Here is an 18,869-nt window from a genome sequence, read left to right as displayed (position 1 = left end):
AAATGGAGGATAAAAAATGAAGAAACTTGTAGCATTAGAACCAAGAGTAGCAGGATTTAAAGAGTATGAAGATCGTTCTATCGAAAAAAATGAAGTGAAAATCAATGTCATCTTTGCTTCACCTAAACATGGAACCGAAGTGGTCGATTTTCGTGGTGCCAGTCCATTTATCGACGAAGAATTTTCAGAAGAATGGCGTTTATTTATGCCAAGAAAAAAAGAAAGCGAAAGAGGCATCGTTTTTGGGGAATTCCAGTTAGGAAATATGATTGTCGGAAAAATCGAAGAAGTAGGTGAAGATGTCAAAGATTATCAAAAAGATGACATTGTATGTACCTATGGACCCATTCAAGAAACACTGATTGCATCAGGCATTGATAATTACAAATTGCGAAAGTTAGATCATATTTCACAATGGAAGAACGCTGTTTGTTATGATCCGGCTCAATTTGCATTAAGCGGTTTGCGAGAAGCAAAAGTCCGAGCGGGTGATTATGTGGCAGTATTTGGTTTGGGCGCTATTGGACAAATCGCTATCCAGCTTGCAAAAAAAGCAGGAGCAAGTTTGGTGATAGGGATTGACCCAATTCCCCGCAGACGAGAGCTCGCTGAAAAATACGGCGCAGATGTCACCATCAATCCTCTGAAGGAAGATACTGGTTTTCGATTGAAAGAATTGACTGGAAAACTTGGTGTGGATTCTGTGATTGAAACTAGCGGGAGTGCGCAAGCATTGGAAGCTTCACTTCGCGGGATTGCATATGGCGGGATTATTTCATATGTTGCTTTTGCAAAACCATTTGCAGCGGGTTTCAACTTAGGAAGAGAAGCGCATTTCAACAACGCAAAAATCGTCTTTGCCCGTGCATCCAGCGAGCCTAATCCTGACTATCCTCGATGGGATCGAAAGCGGATCGAGGATACGTGTTGGAAATTGCTGATGAATGGTTATTTAGATTGTGAAGACATTATTGAACCAATTGTATCGTTTGAACAAAGCGCAGAAGCTTATATAGTTATTCCTAGCATGTTGACTTTTATAGACAGTTATCATGAACTTGAAAAAAAGAAAACACAAAAATAGTAAGAGATTATTCGTCATAAGTTTATTTAGCAACTTTATTCTCTAGAAATTATCACTTTTTCTTGACCCTACCCCGCAGTGGAGACTTTAAACTGTAGATAGAAAAAGAAAAGGAGAGATAAAAATGACACTAGAAATCAGAGATGTTAGAAAAGAAGATCTGAAAAAAATCAAAGAAATCACCGCAGAAGCTTGGCATGCAGATCAATTTATCTCAGATGAGCGAATCGTCGAAGCTGGAATCACATTAATGTTTATCAGCCCAATCCTTAACCAAAGTACGTTTGGAAAAGCGGCTGTAGTAGATGGGGAAGTCGTAGGAGTTATTTTTGGTTCAAGAGAAGGTGAGGAACGGAACTATAAAATGCTTCTAGATGACTATTCACCAGAAGTTATGGAAATCTTGTCTTTGGAAAAAGAGGAACAACATGTATTTATGGATTTCATTCAAAAGACCAATCAAGCCTACTCAGGATTGATTGCTGGAAAAGAAGCAGAATTTCAAGGATGTCTCGAATTTTTTGCCCTGTCTGAAAAAGCGCGCGGCAAACAAATCGGGAAAAAACTTTTGAATGAATTTCTTGCCTATCAAAAAGAAAAAAATGCTCAAAAAATCTATGTCTACACGGATACTATGAGTAATTATGGATTTTATGAGCACATGGGCTTTGTACGAAGAGGAGAAAACGAGCAGATTTTTGATTTAGGTGATGAAAAAATGACCAATAATAACTTTATCTATGAGTATGTTATCCAAAAAACATAAAATAACAAAATGTAAAATCGACAATTGGGCCAGTTTGTTATTTTAAATCCTTTAAGAAAACTTACCCAAATATTTATCAAAAGTTTTGGATAAAATGAAACAGCAAAATTCCAGTATAAAATAAGCTCCGTTTTCTTTGAAAAGTCAAGGAAACGGAGCTTTGATGTGTGCTAGAATAATCACGACAGTAAAGTAAAGACGGTGGCTATCTAATTGAAAGTGAGGTGGTGCGTATGAACGTACTTCCAAAATCTGAAGAAAGGAGACGCCTTTTGCCCTTTGCAGAAATCATTGCATTGATCGTAGTGATCGCGTCCAGCGGAAAAGCTCTACTTGAGTTTTTGACCGCAGTCGTGAAGCTCTATCAAGCAATGGAGGAAGCAAATCAACGCAAAAAGAAATAGCCGTCACTTTAGCAGAGGACCAGCTATTTCTTTTTGAAATATCAAGTTATATCTGCCACCGTCTTAATCGGTGCTGTTGGGGAGTTGTTAGCGCAACTCCTCTTACATATATTATACCAACCTTAGTATGCGCTGTCAAAATAGTAATAGAATCCGGGGGCGTAGATCTGTACATTCATATTCCAGTTGGTTTTTGCGAAATTTGCAGCTGGATCGGTGGATTTTTGACTTGAAAGATATCTTTGACCAAATAAAAAGAATAGATGGGTTCTTTTGCGGCAGTTTTTGAATGATCGGACAAAAGTTTTTTACGTTCAGAACTTGTTTCTTTTTCTTCACAGTTTTTAACGAGGTACATTCCTTTTGGCAAAATTTTTAAATAGCCGCATTCAGGATTATTTAAGTAGTCTTCCTGAGTTACTTCACAAAAGACTGCAATTTTTTTCTCGACACCCAATTGGTCAAAAGTATGGACTAAACCATAACGAAAAGTCGTTTTCATACCAAATTGTTGAACCAATTTATCCAAATGATCAAATAATTTGATTTCCTCTATTTCGTCGCCGCTAGCTGGAAGTTGCAGAAGATAACGTTCATCGAAGAATCGAGAGGTAACCTCTTCATAATTGGAATTATCTTCTTCCATCGTGCGATTTAATGCACTAATAACTGTTAATCTGTTTTGAAGCTCACGGATTTCTTCATGGATATCTGCTTCTTTTTTTGTTAAGAATGTTTTGATGCTTTGATCGCTTTTCTGGTCAAATAGTTCTTTGATCTCTTTGATACGCACATGGTTTTCTCTGCATATCTTTATCAAATCAAGGAAAAACAACTGATCTGCTGTATAAAATCGATAGCCGTTTGCAGGATCAACGTAAGCTGGTATCAATATTCCTTCCTCATGATAATAGCGTAATGCTTTGATACTGATATCTTTCATTTTTGAGATTTCTCCGATAGTTAAAAGCTCTTTTTCTGCCATCCAAGTATGCTCCTCGTCATTTGTTCCACTTTTCTTTTATTATGTCATGGATTCTTTGTATTGGAAATAACCTTTCCAGATAAATAAGTTATTAAAATGGCAACACTTCTTCATTAATCTCACAAGCAAATCATTATCCAGTTTGCAAAATGCGAAGTATGATGAAGAAAAAGGAGGAGATTGAGTATGGCAAAAGATTCAGCGATTTTTGCAGGCGGCTGTTTCTGGTGTATGGTCCAGCCATTTGAAACAACACCAGGTATCTATTCTGTGACATCAGGTTACACAGGCGGACACGTACCAAATCCAACATATGAAGAAGTAACGACGGGGACTACAGGTCACACAGAAGCCGTAGAAATCGAGTATGATCCAGATGTTATTTCTTATAAAGAATTAGTGGACATTTATTGGCGGCAGACAGATCCAACAGATGCTTTGGGGCAATTCGCTGACCGTGGAGATTCTTATCGTCCAGTAATCTATTATCGAACACCAGAAGAAAAAGAAGCGGCTGAAAAGTCAAAACAAGAACTGCAAGACAGCGGCAGATTCGATAAACCAATCGTGACAAAAATCGAGCCCGCACAAGCATTTTATCCAGCAGAAGAATATCATCAAGACTTTTATAAAAAGAATCAGCAGCACTATGAACGCTACAAAAAAGGATCAGGCAGAGCAGATTTTATCGAGAGAAATTGGAAAAATAACTAGCTTCAGAGAACTGCCAGCAATCCTAAACTTAAAAAAGGGACAAATGGCAGTTTTTCCAGCGGTCTCCGCTGAAGAAAGGCGTATAGCGCAAAAACAGTTAATCCGGCAATACTTGCAAAAAACAATAACCGAAATAAATCTGTTACAGGTATCCCGGCGCTCCAACAGAGTAATAGCAATGTGTCGCCGTCGCCGAAATATGAATGAGCATATTTTAAAAGAAAAATAGTACTGACAGACATAAGAATAACAGTTTGCCAGTGGAATGACTGGGAAAGCAGCCAGCCAGACCACAAAAGTACCCAGGAAGAAAACAAGATGCTGGATTCCACTTGATAATAGAAACAATCCGACAAACTTAACAAAAAAGCAGAAAAGATCCAGATGAAAGTCAATAGATCTGGGTCTTTTCGAATATGGAAAAAATAAACAAACAACAGACCACTGCTAATTTCCGCTAACAAATAACTCTTAGATAGAGTATAATGACAATGCTTACACTTGGATTTTTGCAAGAGGATCGAAAGCACTGGGATCAGCTCTGTCCAAGCAAGTGTTTGCTGACAATACATACAATGAGAACGTGGGAAAAGGATCGATTGGCGCAATGGCAGCCGCCGCGCGGTTAAGCAGAAAAACGAACCAACGATACATCCCAAGACAAAATAGAAAATAAGCATATAATTCTCCTTTCTAACAATACTTACGCAATCAGAGCGCTTATTTTTTTACAAATTTACAGAGGTGACCTATGAACGTTTCAATCGGTGTCGACATCGGAACGACACAAACCAAAGCTGCAGCATTTTCTGACAATGGGAAAGCTCTTGCTTCTTGTTATTTTAAATATCCATTGATCCAAGAAACAGAAGGAATGGCCGAACAAGATCAGGAACTGATTTTCCAAGGTGTAATAAATGTGATAAGAGAAGTTGTTCAGCAGTTGCCGGAAAAAACGGTGATTGACTTTGTTTCTTTTTCTTCTGCGATGCACAGCTTGATTTTGCTCGATGACCAGAAAGTACCACTGACAAAAATGATCACATGGGCGGATAATCGTGCCGCTGGTGAAGCAGAAAACTTGAAACAGCTGCCTCTAGGAAAAGAAATCTATCAGCTGACAGGAACGCCGATCCATCCAATGACACCATTGACAAAAATCAAATGGTTGCAAGCGGAAAACCCAGAACTTTTTGAAAAAGCAGCTTATTTTGTCGGGATCAAAGAGTTGATTTTTCAACGTTTCTTCGACATTTTAGCCTGTGATTACGGAAATGCATCTGGCACGGGTTATTTCAATATCCATACCTTTGAATGGGAAAAAGCAGCGTTAGATTACATCAACCTTTCACCAAATAAATTACCGAAAATCTATCCTTCTACACAGTTATTCACAGGTCTAGAAGCTGGCTATGCAGAACAGATGAAATTGCCAATAAATACGCCTTTTGTACTAGGCGGCGCAGATGGTCCGCTATCGAATCTAGGTCTAGGCGCGTTTGGTGAAGGTAAAGGAGCTTTGACTGTCGGGACAAGCGGAGCGTTGCGCTACATCACGAAGGAACCCTATCTGCACCCAAACATGGAAACATTTTGTTATGTTTTGGATAAAGAACACTGGGTTGTTGGCGGAGCGACTAGCAATGGTGCGGGAATCTTTGAATGGGCAAGGCAGACTTTTTTTGCTCACTCCGATGCGCCAGCCGACTACCAGCAAATCTTTTCGTTGATTGAAGAAGTTCCACCAGGCTCACATGGACTGTTATTTCAACCTTATTTATTAGGAGAACGCGCGCCGCTGTGGCAAGCAGAGGCTTCAGGAAGTTTTGTGGGATTGCGCCGGAATCATACAGAGAAAGAAATGATTCGGGCAGTCGTGGAAGGGATTTGTTTCAACTTAAGAAGGATTTTGGCAGGGACAGGGGTTATTGCTGAAAAGATAACAGAATTGCGAGGAACAGGCGGTTTTGCTAATTCGGAAGTTTTCCGCCAAGTCATGGCCGACATTTTGGGACGTCCATTGGTTTTTCCAAAAAACAATGAAGCTTCTGCCCTTGGTTCAGTTATTTTAGGCTGGCAAAGTCTGGGCAAAATCCATGAATTCCAAGAAGCGCATTTTTTATTTGAAGAAACAAAACAGGTTGCTGTACAAGAAGATAACCATCAGCTTTATCAGCAGATTTATCCGCTTTTTGTACAAACGCAAAAACAAATGGCCGAAAATTACCAACAACTTGCAGAGCTTCGTAAAAAATTAGCGAATCCGGAATAACACGCGGATTAAAAACAGGAGGATGAAAATCATTCTCAAATAAAGGTTTTCGGTGTACTTTTCTTCTGAAGTCTACTATGATTTTAATTGTAAAGAAAAGTTAGGAGGCATACAGAATGAAATATCCACAAACAAAAGAAGTATTGAACCAATTAGTAGCAGATTTAAGCCAAATGTCAGTCGTTGTTCACCAGACACATTGGTATATGCGCGGACCAGGTTTCCTTACATTACATCCTATGATGGACGAGTTCATGGATGATTTGAATGACCAATTAGACGTGATTTCTGAACGTTTGATTACTTTGGATGGTTCACCTTATTCAACATTGCGTGAATTTGCGGACAACACAAAAATCCCTGATGAAATCGGACGTTGGGACCGCAAAATCCCAGAACGTTTAGCAATCCTTGTTGAAGGTTACCGCTATTTAGCTGACCTTTATCAAAAAGGAATCGAAGTTTCTGGCGAAGAAGGTGACGATCCAACTCAAGATATCTTTATCGGGTTCAAAACAGACACAGAAAAACGCATCTGGATGATTCAAGCACATTTGGATCAAGCACCAGGAATCGATGCTTAGTTTTTTGAAATAAACTGTATAAAATGACAAACAGAAGAGTGTTTTATTGTTTTGTGTTATTTTAAATAGTTTTCTGATGCAAATAGAATGCGCAACGAGGGGAATTTTCTTTCCCCTCGTTTTTTTATCTGCTTTTATTTATGAAAGCCGCACCATATAAATCAAAAAATTATTGTAAAATCTGTTTTTTATCATTGGGAATCGCAGAAAAACGTTGACATTGTCGGTATTAGCAGTTAATATGTTAAATGGTATTGTTTGCCCCACAAAGAGCCCCGGAAACTCGAAGTGAATGTCAAACATCAGAACTTAAATTGGAGGAAACAAACGTGCGTACAACATATATGGCCAAATCAGGCGAAGTAGAACGTAAATGGTATGTAGTAGACGCGACAGATGTTCCACTAGGACGTCTATCAACAATCGTTGCATCTGTACTACGTGGTAAAAATAAACCAACTTTCACACCACATGTGGACACTGGTGATTTCGTAATCGTAATCAACGCTGACCAAGTAAAATTAACAGGTAAAAAAGCGACTGACAAAATTTATTACCGTCACAGCAACTTCCCAGGCGGATTGAAATCAATCTCAGCTGGCGAATTGCGTGCTAAAAATTCTCGTCGTTTGATCGAAACTTCTGTAAAAGGTATGCTTCCTAAAACAACTTTAGGCCGCAAACAATTTACTAAATTGAATGTATACGGTGGAGCAGAACATCCACATGCAGCTCAACAACCAGAAGTTTTAGACATCACAAACTTAATCTAATAGGAGGGAATTTCATTGGCACAAGTTCAATATATCGGCACAGGCCGTCGTAAAAATGCAGTTGCCCGCGTACGTCTAGTACCAGGAACTGGTAAAATTACTGTAAACAAAAAAGATGTTGAAGAATACATTCCGCATGCTGACTTGCGCGAAGTTATCAACCAACCATTTGGTGTTACTGAAACAAAAGGCGCTTATGACGTATTTGTTAACGTAAATGGTGGAGGATACGCTGGACAATCAGGAGCTATCCGTCATGGTATCGCTCGTGCATTGTTACAAGTAGACCCAGATTTCCGTTTAGCTCTTAAACGCGCTGGCTTGCTTACTCGTGACGCACGTATGGTTGAACGTAAAAAACCAGGGTTAAAAAAGGCAAGAAAAGCAAGTCAATTTTCAAAACGTTAATCCTTATTACATCAAGGATTTCAAGGCATCATCCGTTTGGATGGTGTCTTTTTTTAGCTAAATTTCTAAAAAATGGGTCTATTTTACAGACCCTTTTCTATATAAACTGTTTTCGAGACTTGGAAAAATCTGTTATTTTTAAATTTTATTTAATTCTAATGTTTACTATGTTTTTAGCAGTGTTAGGTAATGCGAAAGTATAAAATTGTTATCGAATTGTGATTTTTACCTTTGGGACGTAAAACACTGTGTTTTATGTATCTTTTGTTGGTTTAGAATGTATAGAAAGTCTTTAATAGGTGAATAGAAAATTTATTTTTGTTGAACTAAAAAAGAAGCTAATTCGTATGAACTAGCTTCTTAGCTATCTAAGTATAAAGCAAGTTTATTTGCTGTTTCTCTTTTAGCTTCAGTTGTGACATGAGTATAAATCTTTAAAGTTATATCACTATTAGCGTGTCCTAATCGGTCTTGAACTTCTTTGAGCGTTGCTCCTGCTTCAAATAATAGAGAACAATGAGTATGTCTAAATCCGTGAATTGTAATTTCTCTTATTTCTTTATTTTCTTTGGTTATTGTTTTCATACATCTATTAAGGTAATCTGGGTCGAATGGTTGGTCTTTTTCATTCTTTAATGGAATATCTCTTGTAAATACTAAATGATTGTCCTTAACATTAATATAGCGTGCCTGTTGTTTCTCTTTCCAAGTTTTTAAAATATTAGAAGTCGTAGGGTCGATGCTAATTACTCTATTGCTTTGTTCATTTTTAGTGTCTGATACGTAAGCAATGCGTTTAATCATCGTCATTGATTTATTTACGATAATACTGTCAGCACGTATATCAGACCATCTTAAAGCCATCAGTTCGCCTTTCCTCATTCCCGTAAAAGCCAATAATCGAAAAGCTGTAAACCACATATAATCATAGTTCTGCTCCAATACATCCAAAAAATTATTCAATTCATTCTTATCATAGTAATTTTCGGTATTATCACTTGTTAATTCGACAGTATTAGCAATATTCATTCGAGATTTATTTATCTTTGGCATTGTGCATAATCGCATAGGATTTTTTTGAATTAAATCTTTTTTAATTGCTAAATCGAGAATTTGCTGAGTATAACCCTTTAAAGCTTTGTATTTATAATACTCCTTTGCCCACTTATTGAGTATTTGCTGACAATATTCAGTAGTTATTTCATCAACATATTTTTTACCAAAAACAGGTAATATTTTTAATCGAAACAAATCAATTGTTCTGTTGTATGTTACCAATCGGACGGAATCTTTGTAATCGATTATCCATTCGTTATACATATCTTGAAATGAGATTTGAATGTATTTTTGTTCAGATTCTATTTTCCCTTCGATTTCTGCTAATTTTTCTAATGCTTGTTTTTTTGTTGAAAATCCAGACTTTTTAATATACTTTTGTTTTCCATTATAATCTAAGCCAAGGAAAATTCTGAATTTATAAGCAGTTTCTCCATTTTTCTTGATATATTTGTCTACTCTAGCCAATATAATCGCTCCAATTCTTCAGAAGTGTGCAGCGATTATACCTCGTTTCAGGAAGGATATCTAGAATGCTCTACAAATTTGCCCTCCTTTATTAATGATGCTATAAAGGACCTCAAATGGATACTTCTTACATTTCTATCCATCGGAAAACCTATTCTATCAACACCTAAGATTGTCATTTAGTGAAGATGGATAGATTTATATTATGAAAGATAGAAAGTATCCATAAATAATTTGTCATGGAGGAATAAAAATGCCACAAAAAATGATTAATGTAAAACCGATTAAGGATAAAGAAGTCTTGAACCAGTTTGCTTCAGAATTACTAAAAAATAAACATGGACAAAGAGATTATACAATTTTCGTGTTTGGGATTTTTACAGGATTAAGAATATCAGATATATTGAATCTGAAAGTTGATGATGTGAAAGGGAAATTAAAAACTGATATTGTAGAGAAAAAAACAGGAAAAAAGAGAACACTTAATTTGATGCAATTGACCAATCAAATCATTAAATACCTAAACGAGGAACACGATGGAGAAAGTAAGTGGTTATTTCCGTCTCCTAGGAATAATATGAAACCTTTAGCTAGTCATCAATTCTATAAGATTATGCAAAAGACTGCTGAATCGCTAGGTTTGGATTACATTGGGACGCACACATTAAGAAAAACGTTTGGATATAGTTATTATAAAAAAACAAAGGATTTATCGAGCCTAATGAAGATTTTAAATCATAGTTCCCAAAGTGTAACTCTTCGATACATAGGAATTGAAGAAGAAGAACTTCAATCTAGTTTAGATAATTTTAATCCTTTTCAATAATATCTAGGGTGGCTTTTAAGGTATCTAGGTAAGGATAATTCTGTAGTAGGGGTATATTTTTTAGGTCTGACTACTTGTAGTCAATATAATTCTATGATATTATGTAAGTAGTTAATAGAGGTTACAGAGCCTACCAAAACTGTTTTAATAGAGGTTACAGAGCCTACCAAAACTGTTTTAATAGAGGTTACAGAGCCTACCAAAACTGTTTTAATAGTTAGACCTACAATTTCGTAGGTCTATTTTTATAGGGAGAATATAAGTATGTTGGAATGGATTAAAGTTGATAAAAACTATTTGGATTTTTTAAGAGTAGAAGAACCAAGAATTCCAAATTCTGAATACTATGATGTAAGAGGGAGGAAACTACTGAAGCCGTTTTTTTCTCCACTGTTTGAATTGGATAATTTAGTCTATGTTACTCAAGTATCTCATCCACAAGAAAGACATTTACGATTGCGTAACAGTGCTGACTTTATAAAGGTTTTTAAACCAGATAATGAAAAAACTGGTGGTGTAGGTGATTTATATTGTGTCATCAATTTAAATTATATGTTTCCAGTACCTAAAGAATTAATTGAAAAAATTGAAAACTCTAAAATGGATACGTATAGAGATTTTGATAGTGAGATTGAAAAATCTAGATATATAGATTTATTAAATAAGCAAATAGAAAAAATTAGAGAATTAAGAATTGAAGAAATGGCAATAAAATTATATGAACGAAAATACCAATTTCCTGATGATAGAGTATCTGCTAGATGTTTGGATTTTAAAAATTTAGAAACTATAGCAAAAACTTACTTAGAAAATAGTAGTAAAAATCATGAAAGCACAATCAATTAAGACTGTGCTTCTTTTTTTGCTTTCTTTTTAGCTATTGTATTATATTGTTTTCTATTTTCACTGCTTTTTATATAGAGTGTTTCTAATGCCTTATATTCTTCTTTGTCATTTGAAAAAGTCAGTTGTTTAGAAGACTTAAAATGATTAGCCAAGTAAAAAATGAATTCAAATAGACTGTCGATTTGATATAAATTCCATTGTTGCTGGTCATTTTTCGTATAGAAAAAGAAACTATCGTAACTTTGAATATAGATTAAGATATCATCTCTTATAAATGTGGTGTTGTTCTTCACTCGATACCTACTAAAATCTTTCAATCTCTTTTTGATAGCAGGTAATTGTTGCATGGTAGGAATTGCAATAATATCTAAAGAATCTAAAGATTTAGTATAAATTAGTTGATTCTCATCATAAATACTCGAAAATTGAATAGGTATTTCAACATGATGGTAATTGATAAAATTTGAAAATAATTCTTTGTTTTCGTTAGATATGCATTGCTGAAATAATTGAAAAGCTTGGGGTTTTTGACTAAAATTTTTATGCGTATATATTTTCTTTACAGCACTGTGAAATGAAGCCTTCACTTGTTTTTGCTGATTCGTAGTGATTGATACGCTACTTGTTTTGAAGCCTAATGTTAACATTTTTTGTAAGGCATCAGCTTGCAAGTCTAGTTGATTTAAATTGTCTAAATCAAACTTTTTAGCGAAATAGAAGTGTTTAGATAGCTTCCTTTTAGAAATCCATTTATGCTTTTCAAGTGTTTTTAAACGAGCTTCTAGGCTAGTTCTGTTGCATTGTAGTAGTTTTTCCAAGGTAGATTCATAAATTCCGTTAGACGCAATAATTAGTTGTAGTAATTCATCATTATCTATTGCTCTTTTGTTGACAATATATTTTTTCAAGTCCACTCCCTCCAATGATTTTTTGGGTTTATTTTCTTTGATTGATTGTTTTCAAAACTATCCATCAACGTATTTTATTCTCGTAAGTATCCATTCCATTTATACACTCATTTCAGTAGTCTTGTCCAAGTGACATAGTTAAAAAATTTTTCATGAAGCTGCTGTTTAAAAAAATTCACGGAGGTTTCCATTGAATTTTTCAAAAATTCCTTCAAAAATGATAGAGTTTTAAAAAAGTTCTCGCAAAAGTTCGCAAATAGTTCTCATCTAGGAACTCTAAAATTATCTTTATGTAGGGTTCATGAAGGTGATGTTAAGATGATTTCATGGACACGATTTGGTAGAATTTAACTACTAAGAAAAGGACGTGTCCAAGATGGCAAAAGCCAAGAAAAAATTTGATGAAGACTTTAAGAAGATGATTTTAGATTTAAACCAGTCTGGCCAATCGGTCGAGGAACTGGCAGAGCAATATGGTATCGCTACACAAACGATTTATCGCTGGAAGAAGCTTCATACAAAGAATGAAGCAACCGGCATGACTGAGGCAGAAATCCTAGCAATGAAAAAGGAAATGGCCCGCATGCAGGAGGAAAACACCATCCTAAAAAAGGCTTTAACCATATTCGCTCAAAAGTAAAAACGAGTGATGTCTTCGAATTTATTCAATCAAATGCAAATGATCATGACGTAAAACAGATGTGTACCGTTTTGGAAACACCAAAATCCAGCTACTATGACTGGAAGAAAAAGAAGCCTTCCAAACGCCAATCAGAAAACGAACGCCTAAGCCGCTTGATTTCGGGGATTTACTTTGAAAACAAGGGTATCTATGGTGCGCCCAAAATTCATAAGATTCTTGTTGGCCGCGGCGAAACCTTGTCCCTAAAGCGAGTACAAAAACTGATGAGAAAGTTGGGCTTACGTTCAATCACCCTCAAAAAATACAAGCCTGGCAAGCAAGCGAAAGTTAAAAGTGAAGGACGCAAAAACCTGTTAAACCAAGATTTCACCACTACGTCGATCAATCAAAAATGGGTGACAGATATCACCTATATTCATACCCTAAAAGATGGCTGGACCTACCTCTCCACTATCCAAGACCTCCACACAAAGAAAATCATCGGTTGGAAGTTTGGCAAGCAGATGACCAAAGAATTGGTCATCGAAACCCTTGACCATGCGCTCTTAAACCACATACCCTCCGAGAACCTAGTCATCCACTCAGATTTGGGTTCTCAGTACACCAGCGAAGCCTACGAGGTAAAGCTGAAAGAATTAAACATCCGGCACTCCTTCAGTCGTAAGGGCTGTCCCTACGATAATGCCGGTATCGAATCATTTCACGCATCACTCAAAAAAGAAGAAGTCTATCCATCAAAAGCGTATGAAAACTTTGAAGCCGCTCATTTAGCGTTATTTCAATACATTGAAGGATTTTACAATCGCAAGCGAATCCATAGCAGTATTAATTATTTAACACCAAATCAGATGGAGGAGTTGGCATTGCAGGCATAGTTCCTAGCTGCCACCTACATTTTTTTTGCGAGATTTCCACAGGGCTTCAACTTCATCGCTTCGATCAGCGGTCAAACGGTTTTGGTTTGACGGCTGGTCGAAACGATGAGATACTCGCCCGCCGGAATCTCGAAAAAAACTCTCGCAAATCGTGTCCGAGGTCTTGACTCAAATCCAAGGGGTTATGAAGGGTAGGAAGATTGAAGATGAAGGGGTTATGGAGGGGTCTACTTTTTAATAAAAAAATAGTTACTTCTCGTAAGTATCCATCTCATAACTATCCTTTTTCACTACTCCCATAAAAAATTATAGCATCAAAAAATAGAGAGTGGAAATTTGAATGTTGTGTGTAAAATTTGTTGACAATGAAAAGGTAGGGAATAGAAAAAAACATCAGGAGTTGTTCCTGACGGTTTGATTTAATAATAAATAACTTCTTTCAAACTACTTTCATATGGTTTTATTTGACTTTCTAACTCTTTAGGGGCTTTCACTGTTAGTTGTTTTCTAGGGGCTGTTGCAATATATTGAATATCAGAAATAGGAGTTGTATTTGTTAAAACTAATTCTTCTAATGCAGAATTTTGAAAAGCACCATATCCAAATTTATTAAATTCTTTACCTAATGTTAATTTTTTAACTGTTTTATTATCACTTAAAAAATATTGAACTCCTAAATTAGTTACTTTAGTTTGACTTAAATCTAATTATACAAGGTTCGGAGTATCATTAGTCACTGATGTAACTGTAGTTAAATTAGTATTTCCTACTATTTTTTCAACCCCTTTAAATTTTCCTCGTGAATTTATAAAGTCTATGGTTACTAAATCTTTCTCTCTAATGATATTAGGTAAAGTAATGGTTTTGAAATTCTTCTTAATACTGCCATCAGAATTGTATGCCTTTGAATTTAAACCAACAACACTATCGCCATTTAGATTTGAGTAAATTAAATATTTTTGGTTAGTAATACCTGTTAAGTTTTCATCAGCCTGTTCTAAACTATCCGTAAATATTCCTGATAAACTAGGTTTTAAAGTATCTCTAAATAGTAAATAGCTAATACCTACAAAAATACCAAAAATAATAATTGCGATAACTACGAATAGTCCTTGACTTGTTCCATTTGTCATTATCCATGACCTCCTTTTGGATTGTTATTTAATTTGGTGCATATTATAGCAAGTACCTTTTAGAAATCAATTTTATAGCACATGAATATTTCTTTAATAAAGCATTTTTGGTAGAAAAATAAAGTGTTTAAAGAGAAATAATAGAAAAGTAAAGGGGGATTGATTTTCTGGACAATTGTTATTTTTGATGTAATAATAAATGTACCTTGACGAATTATCATTGTCATATAAATAGATTCAATAATAGATAATTGTATTCCTTCTATATGATAGAAAAGTCCTAATTTGCTCTAGTATCCATTTTTTATGTGATACTAGGGTGTTTTTGTATAGAAAAGAAGCGATTAAACTAAAGAAAGAGGGGAGGTTTTTGTAAGATGTCAAATAAAATTATTGGATACATTAGGACAAGCAAAAATAATCAAAATCTAGGGGTAGAAGTTCAAAAAGAAGCATTTATTCGCTATAATATTGATTCTTATTTTATAGAACAAATCAGTGGTCGGAAAGAAAATCGAAAAGAATTGAATAAAGCGTTAGAATCTCTTGAAAAAGGTGATACCCTAGTGGTTTATAAAATTGATAGGCTAGGTCGTTCTACTAAGCAGTTAGTAAACATCATGAGTGAACTGCAAGAAAAAGGTATCAATTTAATTAGTATTAAAGAAAATATTGATACATCGACACCGATGGGGAAGGTTATTTTTACTATATTATCAGCGATTGCAGAGCTGGAAGCCGATTATATATCTGAACGAACAAAAGAAGCATTAGCAGTTTTAAAGGAAAATGGAGTGAAACTAGGAAACAAAGGATTGGATGTCAAAACTGTCAACAAAATAAAAAAACTTTATACTGAAACGACTTTAACTCAAAGGGAGATTGCAGAAAAATGTGATGTTTGTATTAAAACAGTATATAATGTGAAAAGGAAGTATCGTTTATCTAGATGATGGGTTTCACTATTATATATAATTTGATATAATTATTGCCGGTAACAAACGTTCGTTTGTTACCGATAGAGCCTAAAAAAATATAAATACATAGAACAGTTGATAACTCTGATGTTTTCTTTTCAGAAGTATCAGCTTTTTTTTGTTGGTCTTAAACGAACGTTTCGTTCATCTCACAAAAGAAGAGAAAGGATTGAGTTTTATGTCTTTAAAAGATGGTGTAAAAATAATTATCCAAGATGTAGTAGAACCAGAGCCAGAGAAAGAAGGTTGTCTAACAAAAATAGGAAGTTTTTTAGTTGTAATGGCAATTATTATTACTGTATTAGTTTTACTTTTTAAATTCTTTATGAATCATTTATTCTTGTTTTTTATTTTGTTAGTAGGATTTAAACAGGAGGAAGTATTGATGGTTTCAGCAGAACTTAAAATTGAAGATAAACTGTGGGCAGCCGCAGATAAATTAAGAGGAAGCATGGATGCTTCAGAGTATAAAAATGTTGTTTTAGGATTAATATTTTTAAAATATGTTTCAGATAGCTTTGAAGAAAAGTATGAAGAACTAACCAAAGATGAGTATGCAGACCCTGAGGATAAGGATGAATATTTAGCTGATAATATTTTTTGGGTACCTGTTAAAGCAAGATGGGAAAAAATCAATCGTGATGCCAAAACGCCAAAAATTGGCGAAACGATTGATGAAGCGATGATTGCTATAGAAAAAGAGAATTCATCTTTGAAAAATGTATTACCTAAAAATTATTCAAGACCTCAATTAGACAAAACGAGATTAGGGGAAACGGTTGATTTAATTACAAATATTAAAGTAGGAGATTCAGAAAATCGAAAAACTGATTCTCTAGGTAGAGTTTATGAATATTTTCTTGGGAAGTTTGCAAGTGCGGAAGGAAAAGGTAGTGGAGAATTTTATACGCCACGTTCAGTAGTTTCACTACTAGTTGAAATGTTAGAACCTTATAAGGGACGTATTTATGACCCTTGTTGTGGTTCAGGAGGCATGTTTATACAATCAGAAAAATTCGTAGAAAAACATCAAGGGAAAATTGGAGATATTTCAATTTATGGACAGGAGTCTAATCCGACCACATGGCAATTATGTAAAATGAATCTTGCAATCAGAGGGATTGATGGAAACATTGGTACACACAATGCGGACACTTTTCACAAGGATTTGCACAAAGGGTTAAGAGCGGACTATATTTTAGCTAATCCTCCGTTTAATATCAGCGACTGGGGGCAACAAAAATTACAAGAAGATTCTCGTTGGAAATATGGTACACCACCTTCAGGAAATGCAAACTATGCTTGGATTCAACATATGGTATCTAAATTAGCACCCGAGGGAACGGCAGGTTTTGTATTAGCAAATGGAAGTATGTCTACATCGACAAAAAATGAGTTTGAAATTCGTAAAAATCTAATTGAAAATGATTTAGTGGAATGTATTGTGACTTTACCAAACCAAATGTTTTATTCTACACAAATCCCTGCATGTTTATGGTTTGTGTCAAAATCTAAAGCCAAGAAAAATGAACGAAATCATCAAGGTGAAATTTTATTTATTGATGCTAGAAATGAAGGATTTATGGTTGATAGAACAACAAAAGAGTTTAGTGTAGAAGATATTAAAAAAGTGGCAGATGTTTATCACGCATGGAAAGGAACAAATGACAAAGAATATGTTGATGTAGCAGGATTTTGTTCATCAGTTTCAATAGATACAGTTAAGAAACAAGACTATATTTTAACTCCCGGTCGTTATGTCGGTTTAGAAGATGAAATAGAAGATTCTGAGCCGTTTGAAGAAAAGATGGAGCGATTGACTACGTTATTATCTGAACAATTTACCCAATCTCATCAATTAGAAGAAGATATCCGAAAAGCACTTGGAGGCATTGGGTATGAATTATAAGGTTTTAAAAATAGAGGATATATTGGTTAGCGTTTCAGAAACAAAAAAAATTACTTCGAAAAAAATAATCTTCTTAAATACGAGTGATATTGAGAAAGGAAAGATTATAAAACAAGACTATATGGAAGTTAGCAAACTTCCGGGCCAAGCAAAAAAAAGTATTAAGAATGGCGATATTTTGTATAGCGAAATCCGTCCTAAGAATGGTCGATATTGTTTAGTTAATGGTATCGACGAGGATAAATATGTTGTATCAACAAAGTTGATGGTTTTAAGGTGTATAAGTAATACTATTTTAAATGAATATCTTTATTACTATTTAACATCTAAACCAATAATAAATTATCTTCAGGGAATAGCCGAAAGTAGGTCAGGTACTTTTCCTCAAATTACATTTTCCGAATTATCAAAGCTAAAAATTAAGGTGCCAGATATAAAATATCAGATTAAAATAGTAGAGTTTATAAAACAGCTTGATTCCAAAATTGAATTAAATAGTCAAATTATTTCTAATCTTGAAGAACTAGCATCCACATTGTTCAACCGATGGTTTGTTGATTTTGAATTTCCAGATGAAAATGGAAATCCATATAAATCAAGTGGTGGAAAGATGGTTGATAGTGAATTAGGTGAAATTCCTGAAGGATGGGAAATAATAAAACTGTCAGATTTAGTTGTTCAGATAAAAGAAACATTTAATCCAAATAAAACCGAAGTGGAAAAAGTAAATCATTTTAGCATTCCTAATTTTGATTCTAAAAAGTTTCCTGTTATAGAGAATGTAAATACTATTAAAAGTAATAAAACAAAAATAACAGATTTTACAGTGTTATTTTCAAAAATGAATCCAAATTTTGAAAGAGTATGGTTAACAGAACTAAATAAAAGTTATTTAAATGTTTGCTCACCAGAGTTTATAGCATTAGATTGTAAAAATATTAATCTACAAACTTATACTTATTTTTTATGCAAGTCAACCGCATTTAATAGGTTCTTAGTTAATAATGCTACTGGGTCAACAGGCAGTAGACAACGTATAAAACCAAGTATAGCAATGGGGTTTAAATTTGTTGGTGCAGTTGATTTAATTAATCAATATGGTGAAATTTGTTCAGGGATAAGTGAGCAAATTATGAATTTAAGGAATCAAATCGAGAATCTTGAAGAAATGAGAGATGCATTACTACCCAAACTACTATCAGGTGAAATAGAACTACCAGAAGATGAGGAGGTGTAAT

General features: G+C 34.7%; 19 protein-coding genes. 14 read left to right on the top strand and 5 right to left on the bottom strand.

Annotated features, from left to right (window positions below; genetic code table 11):
* Positions 1-16 precede the first annotated feature (16 nt).
* From IGI64_RS12080 to IGI64_RS12070, 3 genes are all read left to right on the top strand, one after another.
* On the top strand, positions 17-1,084 hold the full coding sequence (locus IGI64_RS12080) for a zinc-dependent alcohol dehydrogenase (protein ID WP_429940690.1): 1,068 nt from the start codon (positions 17-19) through the stop codon (positions 1,082-1,084).
* A 124-nt stretch (positions 1,085-1,208) separates the two neighbouring features.
* Positions 1,209-1,850: a GNAT family N-acetyltransferase gene (locus tag IGI64_RS12075; RefSeq protein WP_429940689.1), complete on the top strand. Its 642-nt coding sequence runs from the start codon at positions 1,209-1,211 to the stop codon at positions 1,848-1,850.
* Positions 1,851-2,083: 233 nt separating this feature from the next.
* The gene (locus IGI64_RS12070; protein WP_016624426.1) at positions 2,084-2,254 is read left to right on the top strand and encodes a hypothetical protein; all 171 of its coding nucleotides are present in this window, start codon (positions 2,084-2,086) and stop codon (positions 2,252-2,254) included.
* 175 nt (positions 2,255-2,429) lie between these two features.
* On the opposite strand, the gene IGI64_RS12065 is transcribed toward IGI64_RS12070, so the two are convergent.
* A complete protein-coding gene (locus tag IGI64_RS12065) occupies positions 2,430-3,239 on the bottom strand; it encodes a MerR family transcriptional regulator (RefSeq protein ID WP_429940688.1) in 810 nt (269 codons plus the stop codon).
* A gap of 186 nt (positions 3,240-3,425) precedes the next feature.
* Between IGI64_RS12065 and msrA the strand changes: the two genes are divergently transcribed.
* The gene (msrA, locus tag IGI64_RS12060; protein ID WP_429940686.1) at positions 3,426-3,953 is read left to right on the top strand and encodes a peptide-methionine (S)-S-oxide reductase MsrA; all 528 of its coding nucleotides are present in this window, start codon (positions 3,426-3,428) and stop codon (positions 3,951-3,953) included.
* Positions 3,954-3,955: 2 nt separating this feature from the next.
* On the opposite strand, the gene IGI64_RS12055 is transcribed toward msrA, so the two are convergent.
* Complete coding sequence (locus tag IGI64_RS12055) at positions 3,956-4,633, bottom strand: prepilin peptidase (protein WP_429940685.1); 678 nt, start codon at positions 4,631-4,633, stop codon at positions 3,956-3,958.
* A gap of 71 nt (positions 4,634-4,704) precedes the next feature.
* Here IGI64_RS12055 and IGI64_RS12050 point away from each other — a divergent pair, with 71 nt between their 5' ends.
* The 4 genes from IGI64_RS12050 to rpsI all read left to right on the top strand — a co-directional run bounded on the left by IGI64_RS12050 (position 4,705) and on the right by rpsI (position 7,990).
* Positions 4,705-6,225, top strand: a complete 1,521-nt coding sequence (locus IGI64_RS12050; RefSeq protein ID WP_429940683.1) for a gluconokinase — start codon at positions 4,705-4,707, stop codon at positions 6,223-6,225.
* Between the two features lie 116 nt (positions 6,226-6,341).
* Entirely contained in the window at positions 6,342-6,809 is a 468-nt protein-coding gene (locus IGI64_RS12045) for a Dps family protein (RefSeq protein WP_016624421.1), read from the top strand.
* Positions 6,810-7,153: 344 nt separating this feature from the next.
* Positions 7,154-7,582 carry a 50S ribosomal protein L13 gene (gene rplM / locus IGI64_RS12040; RefSeq protein WP_429940784.1) on the top strand — a complete coding sequence of 143 codons (429 nt, stop codon included), beginning with the start codon at positions 7,154-7,156 and terminating at the stop codon, positions 7,580-7,582.
* Between the two features lie 15 nt (positions 7,583-7,597).
* Positions 7,598-7,990 (top strand): 30S ribosomal protein S9, encoded by a 393-nt coding sequence (rpsI, locus tag IGI64_RS12035; RefSeq protein WP_016624418.1) that lies wholly within the window; start codon positions 7,598-7,600, stop codon positions 7,988-7,990.
* Between the two features lie 360 nt (positions 7,991-8,350).
* On the opposite strand, the gene IGI64_RS12030 is transcribed toward rpsI, so the two are convergent.
* Positions 8,351-9,514 carry a tyrosine-type recombinase/integrase gene (locus tag IGI64_RS12030; protein ID WP_429940682.1) on the bottom strand — a complete coding sequence of 388 codons (1,164 nt, stop codon included), beginning with the start codon at positions 9,512-9,514 and terminating at the stop codon, positions 8,351-8,353.
* A 253-nt stretch (positions 9,515-9,767) separates the two neighbouring features.
* Here IGI64_RS12030 and IGI64_RS12025 point away from each other — a divergent pair, with 253 nt between their 5' ends.
* Both IGI64_RS12025 and IGI64_RS12020 read left to right on the top strand, forming a co-directional pair.
* Complete coding sequence (locus IGI64_RS12025) at positions 9,768-10,340, top strand: site-specific integrase (RefSeq protein ID WP_129154403.1); 573 nt, start codon at positions 9,768-9,770, stop codon at positions 10,338-10,340.
* A 264-nt stretch (positions 10,341-10,604) separates the two neighbouring features.
* On the top strand, positions 10,605-11,186 hold the full coding sequence (locus IGI64_RS12020; RefSeq protein ID WP_104888632.1) for a type III toxin-antitoxin system ToxN/AbiQ family toxin: 582 nt from the start codon (positions 10,605-10,607) through the stop codon (positions 11,184-11,186).
* Here IGI64_RS12020 and IGI64_RS12015 read toward each other — a convergent pair.
* The gene (locus IGI64_RS12015) at positions 11,183-12,094 is read right to left on the bottom strand and encodes a hypothetical protein (protein WP_429940681.1); all 912 of its coding nucleotides are present in this window, start codon (positions 12,092-12,094) and stop codon (positions 11,183-11,185) included. The two genes, IGI64_RS12020 and IGI64_RS12015, sit on opposite strands and share 4 nt — an antisense overlap.
* Before the next feature lie 376 nt (positions 12,095-12,470).
* On the opposite strand from IGI64_RS12015, the gene IGI64_RS12010 reads away from it, so the two are divergent.
* Positions 12,471-13,612, top strand: a protein-coding gene (locus IGI64_RS12010) for an IS3 family transposase (RefSeq protein WP_430596444.1) whose coding sequence is annotated in 2 segments (ribosomal slippage) — positions 12,471-12,699 and positions 12,699-13,612 — 1,143 coding nt in all. Because the reading frame shifts where the segments join, the coding sequence is not laid out codon by codon here.
* A gap of 707 nt (positions 13,613-14,319) precedes the next feature.
* Here the strand turns inward: IGI64_RS12010 and IGI64_RS12005 are convergent.
* Positions 14,320-14,745 (bottom strand): hypothetical protein, encoded by a 426-nt coding sequence (locus IGI64_RS12005; protein ID WP_429940680.1) that lies wholly within the window; start codon positions 14,743-14,745, stop codon positions 14,320-14,322.
* 377 nt (positions 14,746-15,122) lie between these two features.
* Here IGI64_RS12005 and IGI64_RS12000 point away from each other — a divergent pair, with 377 nt between their 5' ends.
* From IGI64_RS12000 to IGI64_RS11990, 3 genes are all read left to right on the top strand, one after another.
* Positions 15,123-15,698 (top strand): recombinase family protein, encoded by a 576-nt coding sequence (locus IGI64_RS12000; RefSeq protein ID WP_429940679.1) that lies wholly within the window; start codon positions 15,123-15,125, stop codon positions 15,696-15,698.
* Positions 15,699-16,107: 409 nt separating this feature from the next.
* On the top strand, positions 16,108-17,631 hold the full coding sequence (locus IGI64_RS11995) for a type I restriction-modification system subunit M (protein ID WP_319497355.1): 1,524 nt from the start codon (positions 16,108-16,110) through the stop codon (positions 17,629-17,631).
* A complete protein-coding gene (locus IGI64_RS11990) occupies positions 17,621-18,868 on the top strand; it encodes a restriction endonuclease subunit S (RefSeq protein WP_319497354.1) in 1,248 nt (415 codons plus the stop codon). The genes IGI64_RS11995 and IGI64_RS11990 overlap by 11 nt, the downstream gene beginning before the upstream one ends.
* Position 18,869 lies beyond the last annotated feature (1 nt).

Source organism: Enterococcus sp. DIV0210g (assembly GCF_050559705.1).
Taxonomy (GTDB): Bacteria; Bacillota; Bacilli; order Lactobacillales; family Enterococcaceae; genus Enterococcus_B; species Enterococcus_B faecalis_A.
This window is presented reverse-complemented; position numbering and strand designations above follow the sequence as displayed.